Genomic DNA, 21,325 nt, shown 5'->3' on the forward strand with positions numbered 1-21,325 from the left:
CGACGGCAAGGGAGTGAATCCCCGGGAGCATAGGTAACTATGTGACCGGGGTGAGCGAGTGCAGCCAACAAAGAGGCAACTTGAAAGATGACGGGTATATTCATTACAAGCATCCTTCTCTTGTAATTCATTCAATATGACTCTGGTTCGCCGAACACATGTCCAAAGACAACCCAATGTGATAACGACTAATACCGCCAATAAAAGATACTGGCTCCATAACTGAGGTAAAAAAGCGGCAACAATTGAACTAACGGTAATTAATGCCATCCGATGCTGTTTCGCCATCGGACCGAGGAAACGCTGAGATAAACCACAAGTCCCACCTAACAAACGAATATAAGCGGTCAAAACAGCTAATAATGCAGCAATACAGCCAAGAGAAATCGCAAATGGAAAAAGCGTTAAACCATACCCTACCCCAATCAGAATAAAAGAATCAGCAATACGATCAGGAAGATCATTAAAAACAGTACCGGTAGCCGTCTTCAATCCCCCCTCAACAGCAACCATGCCATCCAATAAATTACACATTAGTCGGCCTTGAATAAGCAAGGCACCAATAATCAATAAAACTGAAGTCAACCAAGAAGACTCGACTAAAAAACATACGGCAAAACACACGCCAGCTAATACAGCAAAAACAACGCTGGCAACAGATATGCCATTTGGTGTCGCCCCTTTATATTGCAACCATTTAGCCATCTTACTGGCCCACACTGCATTGCGTGTCTTGATCGGACGCCGATCTTTTACCTCGTTACCAGACATACCTTTTCCCTTTTTGAGCACAAATGAACAATCAAATCTACTTAAGTTAAATGAAATAAGATAAACAGGATTGGTTAGAATAACAACAATAAAAAAACCTGCCGGTGGGAAGCGGGAAAACGAAGATGGCGTTCATTTTTACAACGCAATACTATGTAATAAAAGGATTTAAAAACAAAAATGTCCACACCGTGACCACATCGATATATAAAAAAGCCCTTCGCATGCCGAGGAGCTTTTTTATAATTCAGTTTACTGTCAGACAAAGAAATGCTCCCAGTTATCTGGCTGGAATATTTTTGAGATTCACCTCAAAGTTTTTTACTTAAAAAAGCCCGGTTATTCTTCTGGAGGTGTGCAATATTCTGAGAATTTTTATATTTTCTATATCCTCATCGTAACGGTAGAACATGATGAAAGGAAAATGAGGGACAACGAGTTTTCTATAACGTTCATCTGGGCCGTTACGAGCCTTTATGCCTGCATATGGGCTAACTTTCAGAAGTTCAGCCATTTCCGAAAATTTTGTATCAACTTTATCAGCCAATAACAGCCCAGCCTGTTCAAAGAAATAGAGATAAATTTGCTCCCGGTCAGTTTGGGCGGTTTCTTCCCATGAAATACGTATCACTTTATCCCCTGCTCAGCTTATTACGCAGTAGAGCCATCCGACGATGACTTTCAGAATCATCGATAAAATGAGCCAAGCCGTTTTCACATCGGTCAATTGCTTTCTCAATTTCCGCTTCTAACCAGTGAGCATGGGTATTTTTTTGATACTCACGTTCTTCATTCGCCAACTCTTCGGCTTTTTGTCTCATTAACTTTGTTAAGTCTGTCTGATGGCGTTTGGCAGCTTGCATGGCTAAGCGTTTGGTTTCTTCATCAATACGAAAATGAATCGTCTCCATTCACCCTCCTTCGTTCACTATTGCCTCAAAGCGTGTTGTCATTTGTGTTGTCATACTAGCACAATAGCCTATAACAACAATGTTGTTTTCAAAGAAAACAAAAAAATGATAACCCGCCATATCTGGGAGGCCAGTAAAGAGCAGGCCAGAGAAAACCGATTAACCCTATGGGGAAAAAAGATCTACAAACGACGAAAGGAGGCGATAGAGCGCGGTTTTGCGGATGCGAAGCAACATCACGGACACCGTTATACCCGTTTTCGTGAGTTGCACGAGAAATGAAAATAACGCCCTGGCGGGGGATTAGACCGGGTTAATGAGGAAAATGGAGACATTAGAAACAAACAAACCCCGTTATTTTCAACGAGGTTTGTCAGCGGTCTGAGCCCCGATTTTTTCGGGGCTTCAGAACGTTGGTAATGCGGCCTGATTTGCCGTACACTTGATGTATTAACTATTAATACATTGGTGAGATATGAGAAAAATTACTACTGTCAGTATGGGCGAACAGCTTGACAGGTTCGTACAGAATATGATTGAAAGTGGCCGTTATGGAAATGCCAGTGAAGTTATGCGTTCGGCGCTGCGTTTGCTGGAGCAACAAGAAGCTTACGATGAGATTGTACGCAAGGCGGTTATTGCTGGCTTGGAAAGTGGGGAAAGCTCGCTGACCCTACGGGATATAGCGGAACAACGGAAACGCAGACATAATGTATAAGCTCACGGATCAGGCTGCTGAAGATTTTGCTGGGATTTATGATTATACACTTTTGCAGTTCGGTGAAGCTCAGGCTGACCACTATACGGAGGCACTGGAAGCATTTTTTGACACGCTAGCTGAAATGCCACATATAGGGAGGGAATGCTCATCTGTCCCAGGTGTCATGCGGGTTGAGTTTCACCGCCACACGGTTTTCTATACTATCCGGGATACCGATATTCTGATTGCGCGTATCCTTCATCAACAGATGAATCACCCCCGTTATCTTCTTTAAGCGGGCGGGGGGCTACGTTGTGCTGTGCATCAAGCCAGCGTAGCTATCTCGTCCTGCGAGCTGCCATTGCTAATCGCAATGCTTTGTTGTTTTTATTTCTGGAGAACAAGCATTTTATTGCAGGAGAAGTGAAAATAACGCCCTGGCGGGGGATTAGACCGGGTTAATGAGGAGTTATAAGCCCTTTGCGGGAGAAATTTTTAACAAAGCCCTCATGGGAAATTCCCCAAGCAAGCTGTTCAATGTTGACTACATAAATTTCTGCAAGATCTTACATGTAGTAAAGCCCGACTTACCAAAGGGCACGCCAGCATAATCCAAACAATGGTCTATGCCCACCTTGCCCCGGACTATTTGCAACATGCCATTACATTAAACCCTCTTAAGGGTGGGATAGAAGTAGAATAAAGCTAGAGAGTGTGGCGAACGTCCAACAAGCGTCCACACTCAAAAACTTTTGTATACATTCCAACCCCTTTATACTTTTTTATGTTGTTGTTTTACAAAGAAATACGTTGTAAGTGACTGAAAAAAAAGGCCCTAAAAAGGGCCTGAAAGACAGGGATGGTGTCTATGGCAAGGAAAAATTCTCGTTTGCTACTACTTTGCTTCTATGGGTACTACAAATCAGTTCGGTAACTGAGACATACGCTGCCGATAATGTTGTTCCAATTGTGCTTGTTGCTCAGGTGTCAACAGCTGGTACATCTGGTGATGGATTCGTGCCATTTCAACCTGGTGTTCCACATTACATCTGACCATCCTTTCAATCAGAGCCTTTACTGCCACTCCATCAAACTCCTTCGCAGTGACCAGCTTACGCATCTCTTCTCGCTCTGTCGGACTCATTGACATCGATGAGCGCGGTTGATGTTTCTGCCCTACCAAATCACGCATCTGTTGACGCTGTTGCTCAGTTAAAGTGATACCGCTAAACATATGGTCGTTATCACCAATATCGTTATTATTACGATAATGATAACTTCCTACATTTTTATACTCACAAGGTGCACAATGACCAGGTACCGTAGCAGCGTGCATTGTACTTGCTGTTCCAGCTAAAGATGCAGCCGAGCTAAGAACAAATATTGACGCTAAAACTAACGCTGCTATGTTACGCATTAAACAATTCCTCGTTTCCCCGAACGATGCTATTAGGTCCAATGTGGACAACTATACCTACGTGGCTGCAAACTAGCGTCAAAGGCTTGTAAAAGAACGTAAAGTCGTGGAATAGCAAAGTTTGTTATCGTATTTTTGCTCTTGGAGGAAGTAATCAATGCATAAAATCCTATTAGTTGATGATGACCGTGAACTGACATCACTATTAAAAGAATTACTTGAAATGGAAGGATTTAACGTTGTTGTCGCTCATGACGGAGAGCAGGCATTAAAATTCCTTGACGATTCTATCGACTTATTACTACTCGATATTATGATGCCGCGTAAAAATGGCATTACGACATTAAAGGAGCTTCGTCTACACCATCAAACTCCAGTCATTATGCTGACAGCGCGAGGAAGTGATTTGGATCGTGTTCTGGGACTAGAATTAGGGGCAGATGACTATCTTGCCAAACCATTTAATGATCGTGAGCTAGTGGCACGTATACGTGCTATTCTTCGCCGCTCAAACTGGAGTGAACAACAGCAAACCGACAATGGCCCACCCACGCTTCAGGTCGACAATCTACAATTGAACCCTGGCCGACAGGAAGCCAACTTTGCTAATCAAATTCTCGATTTAACCGGTACCGAATTTACTTTGCTCTATCTATTAGCTCAACATTTAGGTCAAGTTGTCTCCCGTGAACATTTGAGTCAGGAAGTATTAGGTAAACGGCTCACGCCATTTGACCGCGCAATTGATATGCATATCTCTAACCTACGCCGTAAATTGCCTGAGCGGGAAGATGGACTCCCCTGGTTTAAGACCTTACGTGGCCGAGGATATTTAATGGTTTCTGCGACATGATAAACAGTTTGACGGCACGCATCTTCGCAATTTTCTGGTTTACTCTGGCGTTAGTCCTAATGTTGGTATTAATGGTGCCGAAACTGGATTCCAGACAACTGACCTCTCTGCTGGAAAATGAATACCGGCAGGGAGTCATGCTGGAACAACATATCGAAGCTGAATTAGCTCAAGATCCCGCTAACGATTTACTTTGGTGGCGCCGTTTATTTCGCGCGATTGAAAAATGGGCCCCCCCAAGTCAGCGCCTAATACTGGTCACCAGCGAAGGGCGCGTTATTGGCGCACAAAGAAGTGAAATGCAAGTTGTCCGTAACTTTATTGGACAATCAGATAACGCTGATCATCCTAAAAAGAAAAAATATGGCCGCTCTGAAATGCTAGGGCCCTTTTCCATTCGAGATGGAGAAGATCATTATCAACTTTATTTAGTTCGTCCCGCGAATAGCCCACAATCGGATTTTATTAATTTGATGTTTGACCGGCCACTATTATTATTAACTGCCACCATGTTAATCAGTGCGCCACTCCTATTATGGCTGGCATGGAGTTTGGCTAAACCTGCCCGTAAATTAAAAAATGCCGCAGACGATGTTGCTAAAGGTAATTTACGCCAGCATCCAGAACTGGAAGCCGGCCCACAAGAATTTCTGGCCGCCGGTAACAGCTTCAACCAGATGATCAGTGTATTGGAAAGAATGGTCACCGCACAACAACGGTTAATTTCCGATATCTCCCATGAACTACGCACGCCTCTCACCCGCTTACAACTTGCAACAGCATTACTTCGCCGCCGTCATGGTGAAAATAAAGAATTGGAAAGAATAGAGACAGAAGCCCAACGGCTAGACAGCATGATTAACGATCTGTTAGTCCTCTCCCGCAGTCAGCATAAAAATGAACTGTTGAGAGAAAACATCAAAATGACAGATTTATGGAACGATATTCTTGACAATGCCCGCTTCGAAGCTGAACAGATGGATAAAACCCTTGAAGCAACCTTACCACCGAGTTCCTGGGCAATTTACTGCAACCCATTAGCACTTGGCAGTGCTTTTGAAAATATCGTGCGTAATGCCTTACGCTACTCCCACCACCATATTGCGGTCGTATTTCACGCCGATAATCAAGGGATCACCATTACCGTTGATGATGACGGCCCGGGCGTCAACCCGGAAGACCGCGAACACATATTCCGCCCTTTCTACCGTACAGACGAAGCCCGCGATCGAGAATCCGGTGGCACTGGCCTTGGCTTAGCCATTGTTGAAACCGCTATTAACCAACACCGTGGTTGGGTTCGTGCTGAGGACAGCCTACTCGGCGGCTTACGCTTGGTTATTTGGCTACCACTTCATGGCCGGTAATACAGATTTCTGCTAAGCTTATTCTACAAATTTATTAAATAAATAAATTTTATTTATGCTTGACCCGATGAGTCTGACGGTTTAACCTCCCCCACTATTCATTAAAAAAAATTATATTTAATTGCTTTTCTATTACGGCAGACAAAAGCATTAAAAAATCAAAACAGTAGATAAAATTATAACGTTCTATGGAGTTCTGGGAGCCAATAACCTAGTGCGGTAGCTTTGTTATTACCTTATTTATTATTTCAATAATATATCTTACACAACCTATTTAAAAAACTTGTTAAACTTTCACCTGCCAAATAAAACTTATGGAAATAGATAGCATCCTATTAAAAACAAAATGTAATTTATTTTCACAATTTCATTTTTAAGTCATCATCTTAAAAGGCAAAATATGTCCTCACTCAACATTCTCACCGAGAAATTTGATAATAAAACCGCCACCATTGCCATTGTTGGCCTGGGTTATGTTGGCTTACCGCTCATGCTCAGGTATAACGATATTGGTTTTAAAGTGATTGGTTTCGATATCGATAAAGAAAAAACAGATAAACTCAATCAAGGCCAAAGTTACATTGAACATATTCCCTCCGCCAAAATCAGTCACGCGATAAAGACCGGTTTTGAAGCCACCACGGATTTCACCAACATCGCTCAATGTGATGCCATTATTCTTTGCGTCCCAACGCCGTTAAATAAATACCGTGAACCCGATATTAGTTTCGTGATTAACACCACAGATAGGGTAAAACCGTATTTAAGAACCGGGCAAGTCCTCTCGTTAGAAAGTACTACTTATCCGGGCACCACCGAAGAAGAGTTACTCCCCCGGGTTGAAGAAAATGGATTAAAAGTGGGTGAAGATATCTTTCTGGTCTATTCACCCGAACGCGAAGACCCCGGTAACCCTGATTTCGAAACCCGCACCATTCCTAAAGTCATCGGCGGCCACACGGAAAACTGCTTAAAAGCCGGTATCGCCGTGTATCAACACGCCATTGACCAGGTTGTTCCCGTCAGTTCAACTAAAGCGGCGGAGATGACAAAACTGCTGGAGAATATTCATCGGGCGGTCAATATCGGCTTAGTTAACGAAATGAAACTGGTTGCCGATAAAATGGGGATTGATATCCACGAAGTGATTAGAGCCGCGGCAACCAAACCTTTCGGCTTTGTTCCCTATTATCCCGGCCCCGGATTAGGCGGCCACTGTATTCCCATTGATCCCTTCTATTTAACCTGGAAAGCCCGAGAATATGGTATTAATACCCGCTTTATTGAACTCTCCGGCGAAGTCAATTCCTCCATGCCCGATTATGTGGTCACCAAAACCGTATTAGCGCTGAATAAAGCGAATAAATCCATTAATGGCAGCCGCATATTAATCCTCGGCATCGCCTATAAAAAGAATGTGGATGATATGCGAGAAAGCCCCTCAGTTCATATTATGGAAAAATTAAGCGAACTGGGCGCAAATATCGAATATTCAGATCCACATGTCCCGATCTTTCCGAAAATGCGGGAACACCATTTTAATTTAATCAGCCACCCTGTGACTGAAAATAGTCTCAAAACCTTCGACTGCGTTATTTTAGCCACCGATCACGATAAATTTGATTATGAATTAATTATCAATCACGCCAAATTAGTCGTCGATACTCGTGGTAAATACTCTCCCAATCACACAAACATTATCAAAGCTTAACTTAGGATAAGATTATGCTGAGCACGATCAACGACAGAAAGATAAGATTTGCTTTAGTCGGTTGTGGACGGATCGCTAAAAATCATTTCAATTCTCTGGAAATACATCAAGAAGCGGCCGAATTAGTCGCCGTCTGTGATAACGATCAAGACGCATTAAACGCAGCAGTAGAAAAAACCGGCGTCCCGGGTTTCAGCGACTTAAACACGATGCTGGATAACATCACGGCCGATATCATTATCCTGACCACCCCATCCGGCCTTCACCCAGCACAGGCGATAGCCTGTTTTGATAAAGGCTTTCACGTCGTCACCGAAAAGCCGATGGCCACCCGATTAGCTGATGGAGAAAACATGGTTAAGGCGGCGGATAAAGCCGAAAAACACCTCTTTGTCGTCAAACAAAACCGCTTAAATGCCACCCTGCAATTACTGAAACGGGCAGTCAGCGAAAAACGATTTGGCAAAATCCACCTAGTCCACCTCAATGTTTTCTGGACCCGTCCCCAAGCCTATTATGACCAGGCCGCCTGGCGGGGCACCTGGGAATTTGATGGCGGTGCCTTTATGAATCAGGCGAGCCACTATGTTGATTTAATTGAATGGCTAATCGGCCCGGTCAAAGATGTTCAGGCCATGACCTCGACCCACTTAGATATCGAAACGGAAGATACCGGGGTACTTAATATCCGCTGGCGGGATGGCACATTAGGCTCGATGGCTGTCACCATGTGCACTTATCCGCAAAATCTCGAAGGTTCAATCACCATCTTGGGGGAAAAAGGTACAGTCAGAGTGGGAGGTTTAGCCGTTAATGAAATCCAGGAATGGCATTTCGCTGACGAAAAAGAGTATGACCAACAAGTTAAAGCCGCCAACTACGAAACCACTTCCGTTTATGGCTTTGGTCACCCGCTTTATTATAAAAATGTCATTGAGGTGATGAAAGGCGACGCCAAACCGATAACCGATGGCCGGGAAGGCTTAAAATCCTTAGAACTGCTTATTGCCGCCTATTTATCCGCCAGAGATAATAAAACCATTTCTTTACCTTTAACCTATTAAATCAATGGAATCGGTCTCATGTCAGCAGAACACGTAATGATACATTCCAGTGCCATTGTTGATGAAGGAGCGCAAATCGGGAAAAACAGCCGTATCTGGCATTTCACCCATATCTGTTCTGGCGCGCAAATTGGCGAAGGTTGTTCCTTAGGACAAAATGTCTTTATTGGCAATAAAGTCACCATCGGCAATCACTGCAAAATACAAAATAATGTCTCGGTTTATGACAATGTTCATTTGGAAGATGGGGTATTTTGTGGCCCCAGCATGGTGTTCACCAATGTCTATAATCCCCGTTCATTAATTGAAAGAAAAAGTGAATATCGAAATACGCGGGTAAAAAAAGGCGCCACCTTAGGCGCCAACTGTACCATTATTTGCGGCACGACCATTGGCGCTTATGCCTTTATTGGCGCCGGCGCGGTAGTGAATAAAGATGTCCCTGATTATGCCCTGATGGTAGGTGTGCCGGCTAAACAAATTGGCTGGATGAGTGAATTTGGTGAACAACTCGATTTACCGCTGCACGGACAAGCTACCGCCATTTGTCCACACACTCAGCATATTTATCAACTCAATAACCATATTGTCGTGCGAATTAAATAAACAAGGATAAAAGCATGCAATTTACCGATCTGGCAGCACAGCAACTTAAAATTAAAGATAAAATTGACGCGAATATCCAGAAAGTATTAACACACGGAAAATATATTTTAGGCCCCGAAATCGACGAATTAGAAGCAAAGCTGATTGCCTACACCGGAGCGCCATATTGTATTACCTGCGCCAATGGCACCGATGCCTTGCAAATAGCCTTAATGGCGATTGGCATTAAACCCGGTGACGAAGTGATTACCCCCGGCTTTACCTACATTGCCACCGCTGAAACCGTTGCGCTACTGGGCGGGATTCCGGTTTATGTTGACGTCAAGCCTGCGACGTATAATTTAGATCCGGCGCAACTCGAAGCCGCAATTACCCCGAAAACCAAAGCGATTATTCCGGTTTCCTTATTTGGTCAATGTGCCGATTTTGACGAAATTAATGCCATCGCAGCAAAACATAACCTGACCGTAATAGAAGACGCGGCCCAAAGTTTTGGCGCGACTTATAAAGGCAAACTCTCCTGTAACCTGACCACAATTTCCTGTACCAGTTTCTTCCCCAGCAAACCGTTAGGTTGTTACGGCGATGGCGGCGCTATTTTCACCCACGATGAAGAACTCGCGAAAATTATTCGTCAAATAGCCCGTCATGGGCAAGACAGACGATACCATCATATCCGGATCGGAATTAATAGCCGCTTAGATACCCTGCAAGCAGCTATCCTGTTACCCAAACTGGAGATATTCGATGAAGAAATGGCATTACGTCAGCAGGTGGCAGAAAACTACAATAACGCATTGAACGGCATCGGTATCACGACCACGCCCTATATTGAGCCACACAATCTTTCGGCCTATGCGCAATATACTCTCCGCATTAAAAACCGTGATGAATTACAACGCAGATTAAAAGAACAGGGTATTCCCACCGCCATTCATTACCCGATCCCGCTAAATAAACAACCCGCGGTGGCCAGCAATATTGCTCTGCCTATAGGAGACGAAATCGCACAAGAAGTCATTAGCTTGCCGATGCATCCTTATTTATCCATAGATACAATTAATAAAATTGCCAGTTCAATTTACTGCCTATCTCAATAGGGCTATTTTATTTGCCCTTCTTTGCCATAAAGAGCGAACCTGGGCAGTGCTCAAAATCCTCACGTACTACGTGTACGCTCCGGTTTTTCCGCGCTGTCCGTGTTCACTGTTCATTGATAAGAATGGCCTGCAACAATTACGCCTATTGAGATAGGCTCTTAAAATCCATGAATCATAAATTATTGAGGAATATATCTGGCTTATTACTCTCATCATTATTCAGCCAGATATTATTATTACTATCAACACCCGTATTAACAAGACTATTTTCACCGGAAGAATTAGGTATTTACGCTTCATTTTCATCGCTTTTAAGTGTTTTTGCCGTAGGTGCTTGTCTTCGATATGAATTTTCAATAAGTTCATCAGGGAAAAGTCGTGAAATTAACTCATTAGTCACATTATCTTGCATTATTCCAATAACCATTAGCCTAATCGTTATCACTGTTTTTGCAATATCTAACACACCAGAAAAAATAATTATAGGAAACTATATATACTATATCCCGCTAGGTATTATCACTTATGGATTTTATCGAGCAGTGAGTTTCAATAGTATAAGAGAAAAACAATACCATGCACTCTCTATCACTAAAATAACGCAAACAGTTGCCATGATTAGCACCCAAATTATTGGCGGCATTGCCCATTTAGGCGCAAGCAGTCTCATCTTAGGTCAAATATTAGGTCAATCATTAGGTATCCTATTTTTAAGTAAAAGATCCAAATATCGTTTAATTATCAACAAATATGAACTTAGAAAAATAAGACTACTGGCTAAGAAATATTATCGATTTCCCGTTTATGATTTTCCTGCGGCTTCAATTAACACGTTTAGTAATGAGCTGCCCCAATTATTTATCATGTCCACCTATGGGCTAAAATCGGCAGGGTTTTATTTAATTGCATCCAGAATATCTGGCGCTCCAATTATGCTATTAACCCAAACTGTTTCGTCTATATTACAAGGATATTTAAAAGACACACTTATATCACCTTTCTTAAAGATAAAAAAAACATTTTATTGCCTAACGCTCATTGCTATTTTATTTGCCATAGTGACCTACTTCGCGGGCATACCCATCATAAGCTTTATTTTCGGTGAAGAATGGCTTGAATCAGGTAAATATCTATTATGTTTAATACCGCACTTATGCGGACAAATAATATATTCATCGTTATCGATATATTTATCCATTTATGAACACCAGAAAAGCAATTTATTTATTCAAACAATATCGATTATATTAAGATTAATCGCCCTCCTTGCTGGATATCTATTAGGTGATATTTACCTTACCCTGTTATTATTTTCACTCACCAGTTTTGTTCTTTATATGACAAGTACGACTTATATTTTAAAATTATCTTTCATGCATAAAGAAGGTTAATATGAATAAAATCATAATAAAAATAATTCCCTATATCATTATCGTGATGATTGTCAGCTATACATTCAATAAATATGCTTATGAGCTAGACGAATTCAATGGCAATGTGAGAAACCTGGTCATGAAAGGGAAATTCACTCAACGCGAATTTAATAACAATGGTTTTCCTTTATCTCACTCACCTCATATTCCAGAGCCATTCTTATCCCCATTTTATGTTGTTCACTATGGCCTGATATACTCTTCTTTAGGCTTAAATAGTAAAGATAACACCAATATATTATGGCGAACCGATTCATCCTTACCGGGATGGAATGTACCGCCACCTCAATTCAATCAAAATGAATTAATGACTAATTTTAAATTTTCAGCCGATTGGTTATTTAATAATATAAAATCATTTCATGGTGAAAGTCATTACTTATATGATTTTGATTGGTCATATAAAGGCTACAAAAATAATAAACTCTATGCCCCTTGGTGGTCTGGGCTAACCGATGCCTATGCCATTATTCTCTTATTAAGAGCTTATGACTATTTTAGTGATGATAAATATTTGCTGACGTCGAAATTACTATATCAATCATCACTCGCGCCTATCCATAAAGGCGGAAGTTTAACAACATTAGATAATATGCCCTGGATTGAAGAGTATGTTGATCCTCAAGCCAATTCGGATCAATTAGCTTTTGTATTAAACGGCATGGTCTACTCTACTTATGGTATTGAATCCTTTGAAAATTATCTAAATATAGATGAAAACACCAAAATATCCGATAAATTATATCAATCAATCAGTCATAATATATTTAAGTTCGACATAAAAAATGAATGGTCCAGCTATGATTTAATTGGCAATCCAAGCAACATTAAATATCATAAAATACATACCCTTCTTTTAAAAGATCTGATAGATAGAAATCAAAATTTTAAAAATAAAGAAATAATAGACTTATATAACAACTGGAATAACTCCGCCGCTAATAGCGGGTATTATTACATAAAACATGGCCCTACGAGTTGGGCATACTATCAATTCATCACTATGTATTTCCTGTCTATCTTAGTATTATCATCCATTTACTTTTTCATCAGCAAAAATGCAAAATAATATTAAAATAATCCTGAAAATATTTATCTATCAGGTTATTATCTACCTGAATTCAGTGCTTATATTAGATACATTCCATGAGGTAAGAGGCTACAATATTACCCCACAAGGTTACTTAAGTATTCTTTTCTGTTGGATATCATTTTTACCACTCATTTTACTCAACAACCAAAAAAATCCCGTGATGGTTTTTTTATGGTTAATTTATATCACTTACATTATACCGGTATCAATTATATTCCCACTGATTAATTCAGCTTCTGTCTATTCAATCATTTTCGTATGCACAATAAACATATTATTTTTCTCATCTATATTATTCTTTCGGATAATAGATAGAATAACCATGCCGAAACTAAAAATCCCGTGGGATTTATATAAAATACTGATAATAGGATGTGGTATTATTGTACTCTTATTCGTCATGAGTAATCCTGGATTAAATTTAATACCGCCTAATATATTTAAAGTTTATTCCGTGAGACAGCACTTTAAAGACAACACGCCGCTACTCACTATGTACATCATCACCAATGGGGGATATGTTATCTCACCATTACTATTATTAGCTTCACTCTATATCAGAGGTCCGATAAAATATCTCCTCATTACAATAAGCATTACGATTTCCTATTTAATCTATAGCTCCTCAGGATTAAAAAGTATAGCATTCATGAATCTCGCCGTTATCATTCTATTCTTCTATATAAAAGGAACAAGATCGATAAGTAACTCGGTGATAAATATCATTCTCTATTTATTCCTTGCTGCCGGGATATTATATTTTATTTTCGATTTTTATGACCCACTGATACATTGGCTACGCAGAGTATTCTTCACACCAACATTAAATACCTATTACTTTTATGATTATATCTACAACAACAATAGTGAATTTACGACAGAAGCGCCTCAAATAGTTTCTCAAATCTATTATGGTACCTCAGGTTCAGCGAATACTGGCTTTATTGGCGACGGTATCGCCAGATACGGTACACTGGGTTTAATCATAAACTTTTTTATATTTAATCTATTAATCTTTGCCATGAACCTGAGCTCAAAAAAGGTTCCATTTGAATTTTCAACGACACTCTATCTACCCTTTGTATACACAATATCAAACTCAGCAATTACAGCACTGCTACTGACCTATGGGCTGCTGGCATTAAGCATATTATTATTTTTATTCCCTACAAAAACTAACAAAATATCCTTATGAAAATTACACACATGACCTCGGTACATTCACGTTTCGACATCCGTATTTTCCTAAAAGAATGTTCCGCCTTACAAAAAGAACATGAGGTCTCGCTTATTGTCGCAGATGGTAAAGATAATGAAATCAAAAATAACATTACTATCATTGATGTCGGTATATTACCCGGCCGATTAAATAGAATATTTAAAACAACCGATAAAGTTTATAAAAAAGCATTAGAATTAGACGCTGACTTATATCATTTTCATGATCCGGAACTCATCCCTATTGGATTAAAACTGAAAAAGAAAGGTAAAATAGTCATTTTTGATGCCCATGAAGATGTCCCTAAACAAATTTTTAGCAAACCTTATTTAAATAAATTTACCCGAGTGATTATCTCTAAATTATTTACCCTCTACGAAAAGTATTCTGCACCTAAATTTGATGGCATTATTACCGCCACACCATCAATAAGAGACAAATTCTTAAAACTCAATCACAACACCATAGATATTAATAACTATCCCATATTAGGTGAGTTACATAATAAGCATGCCAACTGGCATGAAAAAGAAAAACAAGTCTGCTATGTCGGCGGCATTTCCGACATTAGAGGTATAGCCGAGATGGTTGAATCCCTCTCTCACCTCACGACGAATACAAAAATGAAATTAGCGGGCAATTTTTCTGACACAGATTTAGAAAACAAAATAAAAAACATGAAAAATTGGCACAAAATAGAGGAACTGGGATTTTTAAATCGCATAGAAACCAAGGAACTTTTATCTAAATCTATTGCGGGTATCGTTCTATATCACCCACTCCCCAATCATATTGATGCCCAACCCAATAAAATATTCGAATATATGAGTGCCGGCATCCCTGTTATCGCTTCAAATTTCACATTATGGAAAGATATTGTTGTAAAAAACCATTGTGGCATTTGTGTCGATCCATTAAACCCTAAGCAAATAGCTGATGCGATAGATTACTTATCAAATAACCCTGATATAGCAGAAGAAATGGGTAACAATGGTCTCTTGGCAGTCAATGAAAAATACAATTGGGATATTGAACAAAATAAACTAACCAAATTTTATCAACAAATTGGACGTTAATCGATATGAAAAAAATCATCACCGTATTAGGCGCCAGACCACAATTCATTAAAGCAAGCTCTGTTTCTCTTGCCTTAAAAGATAATAAAAAATTTAAAGAAATTATCATTCATACAGGTCAACATTTTGACACTAATATGTCTGATGTATTCTTCAATGACTTAGCCATTCCCAAACCGGATTACACGCTCAATATTCACGGTGGCTCACACGGTGAAATGACAGGTAGAATGCTCATCGAAATTGAACAAGTACTTATCATAGAAAAACCGGATGCCGTTATGGTATATGGTGATACAAACTCGACTTTAGCGGGCGCATTAGCCGCATCTAAATTACATATTCCCATTATCCATGTTGAAGCCGGTCTGCGTAGTTTTAATATGCAGATGCCCGAAGAGATCAATAGAATATTAACCGATAATGTGAGTTCAATTCTCTTTTGTCCAACAGACACTGCCGTCAATAACCTACAAAAAGAAGGCTTCGGTTCAAAGCCCGTTAATATCAAAAAAGTCGGTGATGTGATGGAAGATGCCGCCTTATATTTTAGCCAAATGGCGAAAAAACCTGATGGGCTGGATGCGATACAGAACTTTATATTAACCACGCTCCATCGTGCTGAAAATACCGACAATCAGGCACGTCTAACTGAAATAGTAAACGCTTTAAATGACATACATGAAAGAATTGCTACTGTTGTTATGCCAATTCACCCAAGAACTAAAAAAATGTTAGCACAATACAACTTACATTTAGATGTTCATTTAATTGAGCCAGTCGGATACTTAGAGATGATCTGGCTACTTAAAAACACCTCCCTGATTATTACCGATAGCGGTGGACTCCAAAAAGAGGCTTTTTTCTTCAAGAAACCTTGTGTGACCGTGAGGGATCAAACTGAATGGGTAGAATTAATTGCAGCGGGCGTAAATAAACTCTCGGAGGCGGAAAATAAAAAAATAACCCAAGCCGTGCATGACATGATTGGAATTAATATGGACTCGATTCAATCCATGTATGGTGGTGGTATCGCTGCGACAAGAATTGCTGACGAACTAGAAAAATTACTATGAATATCGTCTATATAAACCACTATGCCGGCTCACCGGATCTTGGGATGGAATTTCGCCCATATCATTTAGGACAAGAATGGGTTAAATCGGGACATAATATTACCCTACTCGCAGCCTCTTATTCTCATGTACGGACCAAACAACCCAAACTAATAGATAATAAAAAAACCACCGAAAATATTAACGGATTAGAATATATCTGGTATCCAACCCCGAACTACAACGGAAACGGATTATCCAGAGTCAAAAATATTTTCTCTTTTTTACGGCAAATTTGGCTTGATAGCCATAACTTAGTCAAAAAATATCGACCAGATGTTGTTATTGCTTCAAGTACATATCCAATGGATATCTGGGTGGCAAAACGGCTTGCCAAAAAAGCCAATGCAAAATTGGTTTTTGAACTCCATGATTTATGGCCTCTCTCACCCATAGAACTAGGTGGAATGTCACCTAAACATCCATTTATTCAATTATGCCAACTTGCTGAAAACGCGGCTTATAAATATGCGGATATAGTTATTTCCATGCTTCCTAATGTACAAGAACATACGAAAGCACATGGATTAGATCTCAATAAATTACATATTATCCCTAATGGCGTGGTTGTAGAGGATTGGATAAATCAACCTACTCCGTTAAACAGTTCACTCGAAAAACTTATCGTAACTGAAAAAAATAAAGGGCATAAAATTGTATGCTATAGCGGCGCCCACGGCCGCCCAAATGCACTAGAAAAATTACTCAAAACCGCTTCACTTCTTCATGATCAACCGATGACATTCTTATTAGTCGGCACGGGCCTTGAAAAGGATAATTTAATTGAGGAATCTAAATTACTAGGCATAAATAACATTATATTCTTTGATCCGATCCCCAAAACTCAAATCCCAACACTACTCAATAAAATTGACATTGCCTATATAGGATTACAAAAGCAATCATTATTCAGATTTGGCATCAGCCCCAATAAACTTATTGATTACATGATGGCAGGCAAACCTATTTTATGTGCAATTGACGCCGGCAATGATCCCGTCTCTGACGTGAATTGCGGTATTACAATTAAATCAGATAAGCCAGAAGAGATTGCTCAGGCTTTATTAAAACTCAGTGAATTATCCACTGACGAATTAAACCAAATGGGGCAAAAAGGTAAAATTTACGCTTTAGAAAATCACGCTTATTCCGTATTAGCTGACAATTTCATAAAGGCCATAATCAATCATGAATAATAAATTCCTTCCTTTTGCATTACCTGAAATTGGACAATCCGAAATTGATGAAGTCATTGACTCACTTAAAACCGGCTGGATAACCACCGGACCTAAAGCCAAAAGATTTGAACAAGATTTTGCCCAATATTTAGGTTCTGGTGTTGAAGCAATTTCTGTAAATTCAGCAACGGCGGGATTACATTTAGCATTGGAAGCCATTGGTATCCAGCCGGGAGATGAAGTCATTGTCCCTACCTATACCTTTACGGCAACAGCAGAAGTTGTCCGTTATTTAGGAGCTCACCCTGTTTTTGTTGATTCTTTACCTGACAGCCTGAATATTGACCCAATAGCAATAGAAAAAGCCATAACCGCCAAAACTAAAGCAATTATGCCAGTACACTTCGCAGGTTTATCCTGTGATATGGATGCCATCATTGCAATAGCTAAAAAATTTAATCTACGAATAATTGAAGATGCCGCCCATTCATTTCCGACTTTATACAAGGGAAAGAAAATTGGCACGCTAGACACCGATGTCACCGTATTCAGCTTCTACGCGAATAAAACCATGACGACAGCAGAAGGAGGCATGTTAGTCTCCAGAGATCCAGATATCATAAAAAGAACAAAAATAATGCGTCTCCACGGCATTAGCAAAGACGCTTTTGATAGATATCAATCTAAAATACCCGCCTGGTATTATGAAGTTATTGAACCGGGCTATAAATATAACATGCCAGATATTTGTGCATCCATCGGTATCCATCAATTACAGAAAATAGACGCTTTTCAAAAGAAAAGAGAGGAGATGGCTAAACTCTATGATAATGAATTAAAAGATCTGCCGATTATCTTACCGACTAAACCTAAAGAGCCTAATAGCCAACACGCCTGGCATCTATATACCATTAGATTAAATGATGAAGTCAAAATATCCAGAGATGACTTTATCATAAAAATGGCAGAAAAAAATATAGGCTGCTCTGTCCACTTTATCCCACTGCATAAACAACCCATCTGGAAAAACACCTACTCTCTTGATGAAAACAACTTCCCAGTCGCAGAAGAAAATTTTAAAAGAATTGTATCTATCCCTTTATATACAAAAATGACAAAAGAAGACCAAATCTACGTTATCAACACAATTAAAGAGATCTTGGCATAAATGATGACATATTATTTAGCTATAAAAAGGCTTTTTGATTTTACCTCTTCTCTCATTGGGCTCATTCTATTATTCCCTATTTTAATAACGATTGCTATCTGGATAAAAATGGATTCGAAAGGACCTATTTTTTTCCGACAAAAACGGGTAGGCCAATATAATCACGATTTCTATATTCACAAATTTAGGAGCATGACCACAGGATCAGAGCAAAAAGGACAACTCACTATTGGTAATGATCTCCGTATTACCAACTCTGGAAAATTTATCCGCAAATATAAAATTGATGAATTAGCTCAACTGATTGATGTTGTTCGAGGCAAAATGAGCTTAGTCGGGCCAAGACCTGAAGTACCACAATTTATGGACAAATATCCAGATGATATCAGAAACAAAATATTATCGGTAAAACCCGGCATAACAGATTTGGCTTCTATAGAAATGATCGATGAAAACCAGATATTAAGCCAATATAAAGATCCTCATCAAGCTTATATCGATATTATTATGCCGATAAAAGCCAAGTACTATTTAGAATATATTGATAAACAGTCATTTTTCTATGACCTGAAGATTATTTTCAAAACAATCTACAAAGTAGTTTTTAGGTAATTAACCATTATGAACAAGAGAATATTTTTCAACCAAGATAGATTAATTAAAACCATCGTTCTTCTGATTGTAGATATATTTATTATCATTATTTCATACTGGCTAAGCATGTGGCTACGTCTTGATAGAGAAGTGCCAATTTTCAGCTTACAACATTGGTTAACGATTATATTCATCATACCTTTCACACTATTTATTTTCCTAAGAATTGGCTTTTACAGATCGATATTAAAATATGTCAACATGAGTATATTGAAATGGGCCATTATTGGTTCATTTCTATCTACTCTACTATTGACTGCAATTTCCTTATACCAACAAGCATTTTTACCCAGAACCGTACCAATTATCTACTTCTCTTTTCTGGTTATCTCACTCTGCGGTACAAGATTTGTCTATAGAACACTACGTAATTTATTAAAATATAAAGGCACGCCTGTTATCATATACGGAGCAGGAGAATCTGGCCGGCAACTCTTACCCATATTAAGAGAGCACAGAGAATTCAACCCTATTGCTTTTGTTGATGATAACATTAAATTACACAATTTATCTATTCATGGGGTTTATGTCTTTTCTCCAGAGAGAATAACACTGTTAGTTGAAAAATATAATATAAAGAAAATATTATTAGCCATACCCAGTGCATCTATATCTGATAGAAAAAAAATACTTGAGAAACTACAAAAAGAGCATTGTGAAATCCTCACCATCCCAAGCTTCAATGATCTGGTTGAAGGAAAAGCGCAAATAAACTCACTGAAACGCGTTTCCATTAACGATCTACTTGGAAGAGAACAGGTTAACCCATTACAAAATTTACTCAGTAAAAACATCAAAAACAAAAATGTGCTTATTACTGGCGCCGGAGGTTCAATTGGCTCAGAATTATGCAGGCAAATCATTACTCAATCCCCTTCGCAACTGGTCTTATTTGAATTAACCGAATATTGCCTTTATTCAATAGAAAAAGAGTTACAAAAGATAAACTCAGATAAAGATTTTAATATAACGATTACTGCAATTCTAGGTGACATAAAAGATTCAGACAAAATAAACAGAATAATCAATAAATTTAACATTAATACCATATACCACGCTGCGGCATATAAACATGTTCCACTGGTAGAAATGAATACCATAGAGGGCATTAATAACAATATTTTTGGTACCCTCTCACTCGCTAAAGCAGCAGTTAATCAAAAAGTTGAAAAATTTGTATTAATCTCTACCGACAAAGCCGTCCGCCCGACAAATACCATGGGGGCAACAAAAAGATTTGCTGAGCTTATACTACAAGCTTTCGCTAAAGAGAACAGTTACACAAAATTCTCAATGGTTCGCTTTGGCAACGTCCTTGGCTCATCCGGTTCCGTTGTCCCCCTGTTCGAGAAACAGATAAAAAGTGGTGGACCGATAACCCTCACTCACAAAGACATTACCCGTTACTTCATGACGATTCCAGAAGCCGCCCAATTAGTCATCCAGGCAGGAGCACTGGGCAATAATGGCGATGTTTTTGTTCTGGATATGGGAGAATCAGTAAAAATTTATGATCTCGCCCGAAAAATGATCCACCTTTCCGGCCTGACCGTGAAAGATGAAACCAATCCTCATGGTGATATCGAAATCAAAATTACCGGATTAAGACCTGGTGAAAAACTTTACGAAGAACTCCTAATTGGTGATAACGTTTCTGGCACCAATCACCCAAGAATAATGACTGCCAATGAAGTTTTTCTGACTTGGGATAAATTAAACCCATTATTAAATGACTTAAAAACATCTTGTGAAAATTACGATTTTGAACATATTAGGCAGATCCTTATCAATGCGCCTATTGATTTTCATCCTAAGGATTATATTTACGATCTTTTAAAATAAACATTCATGTCATGAAGCTGGCTGAAAATCATATTACCGACATTAGC

Annotated in this window: 20 protein-coding genes and 2 pseudogenes; 19 read left to right on the forward strand and 3 right to left on the reverse strand. The window is 39.3% G+C overall.

Annotation, left to right across the window (positions count from 1 at the left end; all coding sequences use genetic code 11):
* Positions 1-1,096 precede the first annotated feature (1,096 nt).
* Positions 1,097-1,402, reverse strand: a complete 306-nt coding sequence (locus AAC155_RS14435) for a type II toxin-antitoxin system RelE/ParE family toxin (RefSeq protein WP_113043002.1) — start codon at positions 1,400-1,402, stop codon at positions 1,097-1,099.
* 1 nt (position 1,403) lies between these two features.
* Positions 1,404-1,682, reverse strand: coding sequence for a damage-inducible protein J (locus tag AAC155_RS14440; protein WP_113043004.1), 279 nt, complete (start codon positions 1,680-1,682; stop codon positions 1,404-1,406).
* Positions 1,683-1,709: 27 nt separating this feature from the next.
* Here AAC155_RS14440 and AAC155_RS14445 point away from each other — a divergent pair.
* The 4 genes and pseudogenes from AAC155_RS14445 to AAC155_RS14460 form a co-directional block, all read left to right on the forward strand.
* Positions 1,710-1,952 (forward strand): annotated as a pseudogene (locus AAC155_RS14445) (transposase); the annotation flags it as partial.
* Positions 1,953-2,157: 205 nt separating this feature from the next.
* Positions 2,158-2,400, forward strand: a complete 243-nt coding sequence (locus AAC155_RS14450; RefSeq protein ID WP_113043006.1) for a type II toxin-antitoxin system ParD family antitoxin — start codon at positions 2,158-2,160, stop codon at positions 2,398-2,400.
* Positions 2,393-2,677 (forward strand): type II toxin-antitoxin system RelE/ParE family toxin, encoded by a 285-nt coding sequence (locus AAC155_RS14455; protein WP_113043008.1) that lies wholly within the window; start codon positions 2,393-2,395, stop codon positions 2,675-2,677. Before AAC155_RS14450 ends, AAC155_RS14455 begins: the two co-directional genes overlap by 8 nt.
* Positions 2,678-2,870: 193 nt before the next feature.
* Positions 2,871-3,085: pseudogene (locus AAC155_RS14460) on the forward strand (site-specific integrase); the annotation flags it as partial.
* A 219-nt stretch (positions 3,086-3,304) separates the two neighbouring features.
* Here the strand turns inward: AAC155_RS14460 and cpxP are convergent.
* Entirely contained in the window at positions 3,305-3,799 is a 495-nt protein-coding gene (gene cpxP, locus AAC155_RS14465) for a cell-envelope stress modulator CpxP (protein ID WP_113043010.1), read from the reverse strand.
* 157 nt (positions 3,800-3,956) lie between these two features.
* Here cpxP and cpxR point away from each other — a divergent pair, with 157 nt between their 5' ends.
* The 15 genes from cpxR (at position 3,957) to AAC155_RS14540 (ending at position 21,278) form a co-directional block, all read left to right on the forward strand.
* On the forward strand, positions 3,957-4,652 hold the full coding sequence (cpxR, locus tag AAC155_RS14470) for an envelope stress response regulator transcription factor CpxR (RefSeq protein WP_112877772.1): 696 nt from the start codon (positions 3,957-3,959) through the stop codon (positions 4,650-4,652).
* Entirely contained in the window at positions 4,649-6,019 is a 1,371-nt protein-coding gene (cpxA, locus tag AAC155_RS14475; protein ID WP_113043012.1) for an envelope stress sensor histidine kinase CpxA, read from the forward strand. The genes cpxR and cpxA overlap by 4 nt, the downstream gene beginning before the upstream one ends.
* Positions 6,020-6,419: 400 nt before the next feature.
* Positions 6,420-7,730, forward strand: a complete 1,311-nt coding sequence (locus AAC155_RS14480; protein WP_113043014.1) for a nucleotide sugar dehydrogenase — start codon at positions 6,420-6,422, stop codon at positions 7,728-7,730.
* Positions 7,731-7,744: 14 nt separating this feature from the next.
* Entirely contained in the window at positions 7,745-8,794 is a 1,050-nt protein-coding gene (locus AAC155_RS14485) for a Gfo/Idh/MocA family protein (RefSeq protein WP_113043015.1), read from the forward strand.
* Positions 8,795-8,812: 18 nt separating this feature from the next.
* Positions 8,813-9,400 (forward strand): acyltransferase, encoded by a 588-nt coding sequence (locus AAC155_RS14490; protein WP_113043017.1) that lies wholly within the window; start codon positions 8,813-8,815, stop codon positions 9,398-9,400.
* 14 nt (positions 9,401-9,414) lie between these two features.
* Positions 9,415-10,500, forward strand: a complete 1,086-nt coding sequence (locus AAC155_RS14495; protein WP_113043020.1) for a DegT/DnrJ/EryC1/StrS family aminotransferase — start codon at positions 9,415-9,417, stop codon at positions 10,498-10,500.
* Positions 10,501-10,667: 167 nt separating this feature from the next.
* Positions 10,668-11,891 (forward strand): lipopolysaccharide biosynthesis protein, encoded by a 1,224-nt coding sequence (locus AAC155_RS14500; protein WP_113043022.1) that lies wholly within the window; start codon positions 10,668-10,670, stop codon positions 11,889-11,891.
* A 1-nt stretch (position 11,892) separates the two neighbouring features.
* Positions 11,893-13,002, forward strand: a complete 1,110-nt coding sequence (locus AAC155_RS14505; RefSeq protein ID WP_113043025.1) for a D-glucuronyl C5-epimerase family protein — start codon at positions 11,893-11,895, stop codon at positions 13,000-13,002.
* Positions 13,003-13,348: 346 nt separating this feature from the next.
* The gene (locus tag AAC155_RS14510; RefSeq protein WP_228902726.1) at positions 13,349-14,221 is read left to right on the forward strand and encodes a hypothetical protein; all 873 of its coding nucleotides are present in this window, start codon (positions 13,349-13,351) and stop codon (positions 14,219-14,221) included.
* Between the two features lie 11 nt (positions 14,222-14,232).
* Positions 14,233-15,321, forward strand: coding sequence for a glycosyltransferase (locus AAC155_RS14515; RefSeq protein ID WP_229015567.1), 1,089 nt, complete (start codon positions 14,233-14,235; stop codon positions 15,319-15,321).
* A gap of 5 nt (positions 15,322-15,326) precedes the next feature.
* Complete coding sequence (wecB, locus tag AAC155_RS14520; RefSeq protein ID WP_113043032.1) at positions 15,327-16,397, forward strand: non-hydrolyzing UDP-N-acetylglucosamine 2-epimerase; 1,071 nt, start codon at positions 15,327-15,329, stop codon at positions 16,395-16,397.
* A gap of 44 nt (positions 16,398-16,441) precedes the next feature.
* Entirely contained in the window at positions 16,442-17,632 is a 1,191-nt protein-coding gene (locus AAC155_RS14525; protein WP_240002842.1) for a glycosyltransferase family 4 protein, read from the forward strand.
* The gene (locus AAC155_RS14530; RefSeq protein WP_113043038.1) at positions 17,625-18,782 is read left to right on the forward strand and encodes a DegT/DnrJ/EryC1/StrS family aminotransferase; all 1,158 of its coding nucleotides are present in this window, start codon (positions 17,625-17,627) and stop codon (positions 18,780-18,782) included. The genes AAC155_RS14525 and AAC155_RS14530 overlap by 8 nt, the downstream gene beginning before the upstream one ends.
* A 3-nt stretch (positions 18,783-18,785) precedes the next feature.
* Positions 18,786-19,394 carry a sugar transferase gene (locus tag AAC155_RS14535; protein WP_228902732.1) on the forward strand — a complete coding sequence of 203 codons (609 nt, stop codon included), beginning with the start codon at positions 18,786-18,788 and terminating at the stop codon, positions 19,392-19,394.
* A gap of 9 nt (positions 19,395-19,403) precedes the next feature.
* Positions 19,404-21,278: a polysaccharide biosynthesis protein gene (locus AAC155_RS14540; protein WP_113043042.1), complete on the forward strand. Its 1,875-nt coding sequence runs from the start codon at positions 19,404-19,406 to the stop codon at positions 21,276-21,278.
* Positions 21,279-21,325: the final 47 nt, after the last annotated feature.

Source organism: Photorhabdus sp. HUG-39 (assembly GCF_963878365.1).
GTDB classification, from domain to species: domain Bacteria; phylum Pseudomonadota; class Gammaproteobacteria; order Enterobacterales; family Enterobacteriaceae; genus Photorhabdus; species Photorhabdus kayaii.